This is a genomic window from Pseudomonas edaphica (assembly GCF_005863185.1).
In the GTDB taxonomy this organism is placed as follows: Bacteria; Pseudomonadota; Gammaproteobacteria; order Pseudomonadales; family Pseudomonadaceae; genus Aquipseudomonas; species Aquipseudomonas edaphica.
This window is the reverse complement of record NZ_VBVZ01000191.1, coordinates 1-10123: the sequence shown is the minus strand read 5'-3', so window position 1 is coordinate 10123 and position 10123 is coordinate 1. Positions and strand designations below refer to the sequence as shown.

The 10123-nt window shown below is 60.6% G+C and carries 3 protein-coding genes; all 3 read left to right on the top strand.

Annotated elements, in window-relative coordinates; translation table 11 throughout:
- Positions 1-9: 9 nt before the first annotated feature.
- The 3 genes from FEM54_RS14710 (at position 10) to FEM54_RS14700 (ending at position 10036) form a co-directional block, all read left to right on the top strand.
- Positions 10-6315 carry an Ig-like domain-containing protein gene (locus FEM54_RS14710; protein WP_205894404.1) on the top strand — a complete coding sequence of 2102 codons (6306 nt, stop codon included), beginning with the start codon at positions 10-12 and terminating at the stop codon, positions 6313-6315.
- Positions 6316-6617: 302 nt separating this feature from the next.
- Positions 6618-7874, top strand: a complete 1257-nt coding sequence (locus FEM54_RS14705; RefSeq protein ID WP_171045842.1) for a TolC family outer membrane protein — start codon at positions 6618-6620, stop codon at positions 7872-7874.
- Positions 7871-10036, top strand: coding sequence for a type I secretion system permease/ATPase (locus tag FEM54_RS14700; RefSeq protein ID WP_138451597.1), 2166 nt, complete (start codon positions 7871-7873; stop codon positions 10034-10036). Before FEM54_RS14705 ends, FEM54_RS14700 begins: the two co-directional genes overlap by 4 nt.
- The last annotated feature ends 87 nt before the right edge of the window (positions 10037-10123 follow it).

Below are 10123 nucleotides of genomic sequence, written 5' to 3'. Positions count from 1 at the left end.
ACCGTGCAAGTGCAGGATCCAAGCGGCAAGCCAATTGGCAACCCAGTCACCCTGGACGACAAAGGCCAGGGCACCGTAACGCTGCCAGGCAACACCAGCGGCCAACAAGTCGGCGTGGCGCTCAATGACGGCACCAATCCGCCGCTCACGACTAACGTTGACGTACCGCTGTTGGCACCACAATTGGGCCCTATCGATCCAGCCACCGGCAATGTAGTGGTCACCGGCAAGCCGGGCGCGACCGTGCAGGCGCAGGACGCAAGCGGCAAGCCAATTGGCAACCCAGTCACTCTGGACGACAAAGGCCAGGGCACCGTGACCCTGCCGGGCAACACCAGCGGCCAGCAGGTCGGCGTGGCGCTCAAGGACGGCATCAACCCGCCGCTCACGACCAACGTTGACGTACCGCTGCTGGCACCACAATTGGGTCCTGTCGATCCAGCCACCGGCAACGTACTAGTCACCGGCAAGCCGGGCGCGACCGTGCAGGCGCAGGACGCAAGCGGCAAGCCAATTGGAAAACCAGTCACTTTGGACGATAAAGGCGAGGGCACTCTCACACTGCCTGGCAATGCCAGTGACCAAAAGGTCGGCGTGGTGCTCAATGACGGCATCAACCCACCGCTCACAACCAACCTTGACGTGCCGTTGTTGGCACCGCAGTTGGGTCCTGTCGATCCTGCCACCGGTCTGTTGCCGGTCATCGGCAAGCCAGGGGCCAGCGTTCAGTTACAAGACAGTACTGGCGCCTCGATTGGTAATCCTGTCGTCCTGGACGCCCAGGGCAATGGCACGTTGACGCTGCCTGCAAAAACCGCTGGCGAAAGCGTGCAGGCTGTGCAGACGTCGGACACCATCACATCACCGACCAGTCCAACGCTGGCCATCCCCACATTGACCCCTACCGTGGGCACAATCGACCCGCAAACCGGCATCCTCGAAGTGACGGGCAAACCAGGCGCGACCGTGCAGTTGAAAGACAGCACGGGCAAAACCGTGGGTACTCCGGTCACCCTGGACGCCGACGGCAAAGGCACGTTGCAAATCCCGACCACCCTGAGCGACCAGCCCGTGACGGTCACCCAGACCGTGGACAACAACGAGTCCCTGGCCACCGCTCCACAGACCGTACCGTTGTTGAAGCCAGAGCTGGGTGATGTCAATGCCGCCACCGGCGGGTTGACGGTTACCGGCAAACCAGGTGCCACCGTGCAGTTGCAAGACAGCACTGGCAAACCGATCGGTACTCCGATCGTCCTGAGTGACGAGGGCGAAGGCGTGCTGACGTTGCCTGCAAACACCTCAGGCGACAGCGTGAAGGCTGTACAGACCTCGGATACGACCACATCGCCCGCCAGCGACTTGCTGACCGTCCCCGTATTGACCCCAGTTGTTGGCACAATCGATCCGGAAGGCACCCTCCTGGTGCAGGGGAAACCGGGTGCCACCGTGCAGTTGAAGGACAGCACAGGCAGCACCGTGGGTACGCCAGTCACGCTGGACGCGCAAGGCCAGGGCTCACTGCAAGTCCCGACCACCCTGAGCGAGCAGCCTGTGGCGGTCACCCAGACCGTGGACAACATCGAGTCACCACCCACCACCGCGCTGACCGCGCCGTTGTTGAAACCCGAACTGGGTGATGTCAACGCCTCCGGCCAACTGCTGGTTACCGGTAAGCCGGGTGCTAGCGTGCAATTGCAAGACAGCGAAGGAGCACCGATCGGCGCGCCAGTGATCCTGGATGAGCAGGGCCAGTTCCTGATCACGCTGCCCAAGGAAGCCAGCGGCGAAAATCTGCAGGCCGTTCAAACCTCGGGCACTGTGCAATCGCCCGTCAGCAATACCGTGTTGGCGCCAGTGCTTGCGCCGGTTGTGGGCGCTGTCGATGACGCGAACAATCTAGTGAATGTTCAAGGCAAGCCGAACGCGACCGTGCAGTTGAAAGACAGCACTGGCCTGCCGATAGGCAACCCCGTGACCCTGAATGACCAAGGCGAAGGCCAGATCCCATTGCGCCCGCAATTGAGCAACCTGGATCTGACCGTCACCCAATTGGTCGACAGTGTCGAGTCCGGCCCGTCCGGCGTGGCGGTACCTATGCTGACACCGATACTGGGTCAGGTTGACGGAGGAACGCGAAGTGTCACCCTGGATGGTAAACCTGGGGCCGTGTTCCAGGTATTTAACGACGTAACAGGCGAGGTCTACGTTCGAGGTGTTTTCGATCCGGACGGTAAGGCAACGGTAACGCTACCCTTCAACGCCAGCGGGCAAAGCATCACCGCCAGCCAGGAAGACGCTGCTACCACCAGCCGCACAGGTGCGCTTGACGCACAGTTTGACAACCCGGCGCTGCAAACGGTCGAACCGGCCAAGCCGGCCAAGCGCTCAGAAAAGGCCCCATCGATTGAGGTTCCGCTGTTCGAGCCGAAATTGACTTTCAACGAAGACGGCACCGCCCTGGAAATCGTCGGTATGCCGGGTGGGCAGGTAGAGGTCAAGAACGCTGCGGGTGAAGTGGTTGAACGCCTCACATTGGGCAATGATGGCAAGGGCAATCTGGTCCTTTCTCCGGCATTGCGTGGAGAGTCGGTCAGCGTAACCATCAAGGATGGGCAGGAAGAATCGGCGACGGTACAGACTGCCATTCCTTTGCTCAAAGTGGTGTTGGGCCCGGTTGATCCAAAAACCGGCCTGACGGCGGTCGAAGGCAAAGCGGGCGCCAGCGTGCAGTTGCAGGACAAGGACGGCAAGCCGGTGGGGTCACCTGTGACGTTGGATGCCCAAGGCAAAGGCGTGATCTCGATCCCGGCCTCCCTTGGCGCAGAGACTCTGCAGGCGGTTCAAACCTTCAAGGAGGCCAAGTCGCCTGTCAGCGATGCCCTGGTGGTTCCGCTGCTTGCGCCAACCCTGGCATTTGATGCGGCTAAAGAGGAGTTGTCGGTCACTGGCAAACCGAACGCTACTGTTCAGTTGCAGGACAAAGGCGGCAACCCGGTCGGCGCGCCGGTACAGCTGGACGCACAAGGCCAGGCCGTGATCAAGCTGCCCCATGCTCTGGGCGGCGGGGAAGTGGGCGTGGTTGCCCAAGCGGCAGGTATTACGTCGCAGGCCGCGACGCTCGAAGTGCCGTTGCTGGCGCCGGTGTTCGGCGCAGTCGATGCGGTCACCGGGCAGGTGAGCGTAGAAGGTAAGCCCAACGCTGTTGTGCAAATCAACACCCCGGACGGCACAATCGTTCGTGTGCCTCTGGATGCAAATGGTAAGGGCAATGTGCTGTTGCCTTCCGGCGCGAGCGGTGAAGACCTCAAGGCGACGGTCAGCCTGGGCAGCCTGGAGTCGGCGCCTGCCACCCTGTCGGTGCCTGTGCTGGCGCCCCGCGACGCGGTGATCAATGACACCGGCAGCGCGGTAACGGTCAAGGGCAAGCCGGGCGAAATCATCAAGGTCATGGATGGCGGCGGCAAGGAGTTGGGCAGTGGCGTGGTCACCAAGACCGGTTCTGTCGAGATTGCCTTGAGCACTCCTCAGAAGACCGGCGCCGTCTTGAGCGTGACGGCCTACGACGAGGGGAAGGCATCGCCAACCGTTTCTGTCGTGGCGCCGTTTATCGATGCGGACGTGCCATTGCCACCTACCGACCTGAATATCAACCCCAGCGGCACTCGCGTGTTGGGCAAGGTCAAGCCAGGTGAAACGGTCAAGATCGTCAACCTCGATACCCAACAGGATCTGGGCACGTTCGCAGCTGGGCCTGACGGTATGTTTTCGGCCAATATCCCCGCGCAGAATGGCGGTGACAGGCTTGCCATCAGCGCGGTCAAGGGTGACAAGGTGTCGGCGCCTGCGCTGTTGCTGGTTCCCCTGAGCGCCGAAGACACGCCAGCCAAGCCTTTCGATGTGAGTGTGGACGCCACCGGCACCAAGGTGCAGGGCAAGGGTGCGCCGAACACCATCGTATTGATCAAAGCAGCGGACGACACAACCGTGATCGCCAAGGGCATCGTCGGGCCGGACGGCACTTTCGAGGTCACTATTCCCGTACAGCCGGGCGGTCAACTGTTGAATGTCGCGTTGCAGAACAACGACAAGGTGTCCGCTTCTGAATCGGTCATGACGCCGCACATTGCCTCCAATACGCCGACAGAGGTGCAAGTCGACGAAGCCGGCACCCAGGTGACGGGCAAGGGCAACACGGGCGAAACCATCAGCGTCAAGGATGCCCAGGGCAAAGAGATCGGTTCCGGGGTTGTCCAGCAGGATGGCACCTTTGTGGTCAACATCCCGAAACAGCCCAACGGCACCACCCTGGCGGTGACGGCACAAGGGCAGGGTGTGGAGTCCGCGCCGGCCTATGTGAAAACACCGGTCACTGAGGTTGATCGACCTGCACAACCGGAAGCTCACCTGGATGCCGCTGGCACCCAGATCACCGGCAAGACCCTGCCGGGTGCGAGCGTGTCGGTCAAAGACGCCAACGGCCAATTGTTGGCCGGGCCAATCTTGGCGGGCGAGGACGGTACATTCGCGGCAACCATTACCAGGCAGCCTGCGGGCAGCAAGGTTTCGGTGGTGGCTGAATTGGCAGGCAAGGAGTCGCTGCCTACCGAACTGATTGCACCTCAGGTAGCAGGCGAGGCCATCCCGGCGCCGTTGAGCGCGATGATCAGTGCCGATGGCAAACTTGTCTCCGGCAAGGCCACGCCCAATACCAAGGTCGTGGTGAAAAATGCCGCAAGCGAGACCCTGGGCGAACAACCTGTCGATGCCGACGGCAACTATGAGGTGCCGGTAAAAGCACAGATGGGCGGGACAGTGTTGCAGGTGACTTCAGCGTCCCTGGATAACCAGTCCACCTCCACAGGTTCAGTGTCGGTAACGGCGCCTTATCAATTGGTGGCGGAACACAATGAGGTCACCGTCAGCCAGTTTATTGATCCAAACATCGCCAACCTGGAGCAGAACAAATCCTCTACCTTCATCACACCCGTCAGCTCGGGCGTCAACAGCGTTCTTAATTGGTTTTCCAATACGTTGGGTGGCGGGGATCTCTTGCCGACTTCCGCCACTTATCACTTCGTTGTCAGTGACAGTGAAAAGGTCGAGATTACGGTCAATAGCTCGGCACCGGTAAACGTTGATGTGGGCAACTTCAATGGCGTGAAGCTGGAGAAGTTGATCGATGGTAAGTGGGTTGACGTGCGCAGCAGCAGCGCAGGCGGGCTGGGCAACCTGTCGGTTCTGCCGATCTTTGCGACCAAGTCGGGTATTTCCCTGGCCTACGAAATGCCGGGTGAGTACCGGGTGACGGTCAATAACTTTGACATTTTGGGGGTCGGGGCCAAAACCTATACCACCAGCATTGTTCATACCTCGTTCATTGGTGGTTTTGCCAACAGTGCGATAAAAAGTGACCTGATTCTGCCGGCAGGCGCAACGTTGTTGAAGGTCAACAACACGACACTTGCCAATGAAGTGCGCACGGTGGTCAAAGGCCAATTTGGTGATCTGAGCATCGGCGCCGATGGTCAAGCCACCTACAGGCAGAACAGCAATGCCACCCCTTCGGACCAGACCGAGACGTTCTCGTATGAGGCCAGGACTGCTGGGGGAGCCATTCTCACCTCGACCTTCCAAATTGATATCAAGGCGTATTCCGTCTCGGGTGATTTGATCGACAGTGATGATGTCAGCATCGTCAGCGTCGATGGCAAATCGGTGCCTTCGATCAATCAGGAAACCATTGCCGGTAAATACGGTGATTTGAAAGTCGCGGCGAACGGTGACTACACCTACACGCCAAAGCTCAGCCTGACGGGTCTGAATGAAATCGAGACCTTCTCGTATCAGGTACGGCACACGAACGGCGAGACGGTGACCTCCACCCTGGCGGTGAAGATCGCTGACTCCAAGCTCGTCACCGAGCTCAACGAAGTGTCGACCAGCGTGGCCCCCGCGCCTGATCTGGCGGCGCAACTCGCTCAGCCGGAAAGCCAGGTGCAGACAGACGTCGACAGTGACACTGCACTGCCGTCGTTCAACCTGGGTCAGGGGCCAAACCTGGACGTCAACAAGCTGGTCAGCCTGCAAGCCAAGGACGATCCGGCCAAGCCCGCGTTGACGGTGACCTTGAACGACATCTTGCAAGCCGATGGCACGGTGTCGAAGTCGACATCTGCCTCGACCCTGGACTTGCCGGATTCGTGGAAACCCGATGGCGTCAAGGCGCCGCTGGATGGCCATGAGTATGTGCACTACATCGATGAAACGTCGAAGAAAGACCTCTGGGTCGAGAGTGGTGTTTCCGTTGTTTAAGTCGTAATGACAGAGCCCTGGGCCGTATGGCCCAGGGTTATTTTCCCTGAGTGTCAATTATGTTCCGGATATTCCATCCCCGGCGTGATATTGCCTGCCTGACGATAGCCTTATCGTTCAGTTCGGGCGGTGTGGTCGGGCAGGTCAATGCACCTTCTGTGCATGACCAACCCCAAGATCAGGTTGCGCCTACCGTGCATCCGATCAAGAACAGTCAAGTGCAAGAAACGGTGCCCGCGCCCTCTTTGGTTTCAATGATTGAAGCCGGGCAGTTTCTTCCACCTTCCGCTCCCCAACTGAGCGTGAACACCTTAGCCACTGCCGGCACCGCGGCGCTGGATATGCGTGCGGCCGTGCGCCAGGCCTTAACCTCGTACCCGGATATCCTGCGGGCCCGGGAAGGGGTCAATGAACAAGTGCAGCGGGTAGAAGTGGCGCAGGCCGGCTATTACCCCAGGATCAGCGGCGGCGTGCGCAGCGGCTACCAAAGTGGTGTGCCAGGCAGTCACAGTGCCCAGGTCTTCGACGTCAGTGCCTCGCAGATGCTGTATGACTTCGGCAAGGTGTCCAGCGCCGTCGAGGCCAGCCAGGCCGGTGTCACCGAGCGCGAGGCAGACGTGCGCCTGAGTGTCGAACAGGTTGCCATGAATACCGCATTGGCCTTTCTTGATGGCCAGTATTACCAGCGGTTGATTGCGATCACCCAGGACCAGATCGACAGCCTGGAAAAAGTCTCCGACCTGGCGCGCCAGCGTCTGGACATGGGCGCCAGTACCCGTTCGGACTATGTGCAAACCATGTCGCGTATCGAAGCTGCCAAGGTCACCGGCTTCCAGCATCAAGCCAGCCTGGCGCGTACGTTCGCCACATTGTCGAACCTGATCGGGCAACCTCGGGTCGAGGGTGTGTCCGACCATTTCCCGCGGGAACTGGAGCAGTCGTGCCAGCAGGTCGATGCCAAGATGCAGGACAACCCTGAGGTGCAGTCCGCCCAAGCGCGGGTAGCCCGGGCCGAGGCCGAAGTGAGCGCCGCCAAGGCAGCCGGGCTACCGACACTGTCCCTGGAGCCGACATTCAGCCACCAGCTGGATGGCAGCCCAGGTACGGACCAGGACCGCAGCCGCTACAGCGTCTTCCTCAACGCGAGCATGCCGATCTATCAGGGTAACGCGATCCAGGCCGGCAAGGCGGCCAGCGAGCGGGCCCTGGCGTCCTCCCAGGCCGGCCTCGATACTGCCCGTTTGCGCGCGCGCCAGGAAATGCAGCAGTCGCAGAGCCAGGTGCTGAAGTTACATGCCAGCCTGGGTGCCCAAACCGTGCGCGAAAGCACGATCAATGAAACGCGCGTACTCTACCGCCAGCAATACCTTGAGTTGGGCACCCGGCCCTTGCTGGATCTGCTCAATGCCGAGCAAGAGGCCTATTTGTCGCGGGTCGAGCAGCAGACCACGCTCAATAGCCTGCGTCGGTTACAGATCAACTGCCTGTATAGCGCAGGCCATCTCAGTCAGGCGTTTGGTGCTGCCAACGACGCCACCTACCGTGAGCGTTTGCCATGAACCGCCGTGCCCAAGAACCCCTGCAAGCCAGCCCGTCATCTGTTTCCCCGCCCTGGCTGGAAATGTTGTTGCTGGTTGCTGGTCATTACAACCTGAGCTTCTCCCCCGAGGATGCGCGGCTGGCCGCTGCCTGGCAGGGCAGTGCGCATTCCGATGACCAGCTGTACGCGATTGCCAAGCACTTGGGACTGTCGGTCAAGATTGATGAAGAGTTACAGGCCGAAGACCTGACTCAATGGCGTTTACCGTTGCTGGTGCAATTGACCGACGGCCAGTTGGCGCTGATCGAAGGCTTGCGCGCCGAGGACTCGCTGCAAGTGCGGCTCAGCGGCGACCATGGCTTGGCCACGGTGTTGTCGCGCCAGGAACTGCTGGAGCAGTGCCGCCGGGTCATCCTGCTGCGCCCGGTGGGTAATCGCGCCGACGTGCGAGTGGACGACTACATCAAGCCGTATGACAAAAACTGGTTCAAGGGCATCGTCCTGCAGGACTTGAAGTCCTATCGCTACGTGCTGTTCGCCTCGTTGGTTGCCAACCTGATGGGGTTGGCCGGGGTGCTGTTTTCCATGCAGACTTACGACCGGGTGATCCCTGCCGGTTCCATGCCGACCTTGTACGTCCTGTTTATCGGGGTACTGCTGGCAGCGGGTATTGATTTCACCATCCGCAACGCCCGTTCCCATGTCACCGACCTGCTGGGCAAGCGTGCGGACACACGTCTCTCCGACAAGGTCTTTGGCCACGCCATACGCCTGCGCAACTCGGCCCGGCCGCGTTCCACCGGTACCTTCATTTCCCAGGTTCGCGAGCTGGAGCAGATTCGCGAACTGATTACCTCCAGCACCATCACGGCGCTGGCGGACCTGCCGTTTTTCCTGCTGTTCCTCGGCGTATTCTGGCTGCTGGTAGGCCCGTTGGTGCTGGTGCCGCTGTGTGCGCTGGTGTTGATGATTACCCCCGGCCTGTTGTGCCAAGGCAAGCTGGGGCGCCTGGCCAACGAAGCGTTGCGTGAGTCGAGCCTGCGCAATGCCTTGCTGGTGGAAACCATCCAGGGCATGGACGACGTCAAGGCGCTGCAAGCCGAGCAGAAATTCCAGCTGAGCTGGAACCATTACAACGCAACCACTGCTTCGGCGAACCTGCGGCTCAAGGCCTTGACCCATCGCTTGCAGTACTGGTCGCAATCCATGCAGACCCTGGTGTTTGCCGTGGTGATTTTCTTCGGCGCGCCGATGGTGATGGCCGGTGACCTGACCACCGGCGCACTGGTGGCGGCATCGATCCTCGGCTCACGCATGATGGCGCCGATGGCGCAATTGACCCAGGTGATCATTCGCTGGCAGCAGGCCAAGACCGCCCTGGCAGGCTTGGACAAACTGATGCAGTTGCCCACCGACCACCCCGAACACAGCCACAAAGTCCACCGTGCCCACCTGTACGGTGACTATGTGCTGGACCAGGCGGTGTTCGCCTATGGCGACGACAGCTCGGTGCTGCAAGTCAGCCAACTGAAGATTCGGGCCGGCGAACGCATTGCCGTGCTGGGCCGCAACGGCGCAGGCAAGTCCACGCTGCTGCAGGCGCTAGTCGGGGGCGTGGATTCACGCTCTGGCCTGGTCAGCCTCGATGGCGTGGCGTTGCAACACCTGGACCCGGCAGACGTGCGCCGGGATGTGGCCTTGTTGACCCAGGACTCGCACCTGTTCCACGGCACCATCCGCGAGAACCTGAAACTGGGCGCGCCGTTGGCCGCTGACCAGGAAATGCTCTCGGCACTGGCCCTGACCGGCGCCGATGGGTTTATCAAAAAGCTGCCGACGGGCCTGGATCATTTGATTCTGGAAGGTGGGCTTGGGCTCTCCGGTGGCCAGAAACAATCGCTGTTGCTGGCTCGCCTGTTGTTGCGCCAACCCAACGTGCTGTTGCTGGACGAACCGACCTCTTCACTGGATGAAGGGGCAGAACGCCTGTTTCTGGAAAACCTCGACCAGTGGGCACAGGGCAAGACCTTGCTGATTGCCACCCATCGCCTGGCGTTGTTGGAGTTGGTCGAGCGAATCATCGTCGTCGATGACGGCCAAATCGTGCTGGATGAACCCAAGGAGGAAGCGATCCGTCGACTCAGCGCCACTCATTCCAATGGAGCGTCTCAGCATGGCTGATGTTCACGAAAACTGGCGCGGTTACGTGCCTATATACGCAATAGAAAACCACTGGAGGCCATGGACCCGGCCGATGACGCTGCGCTG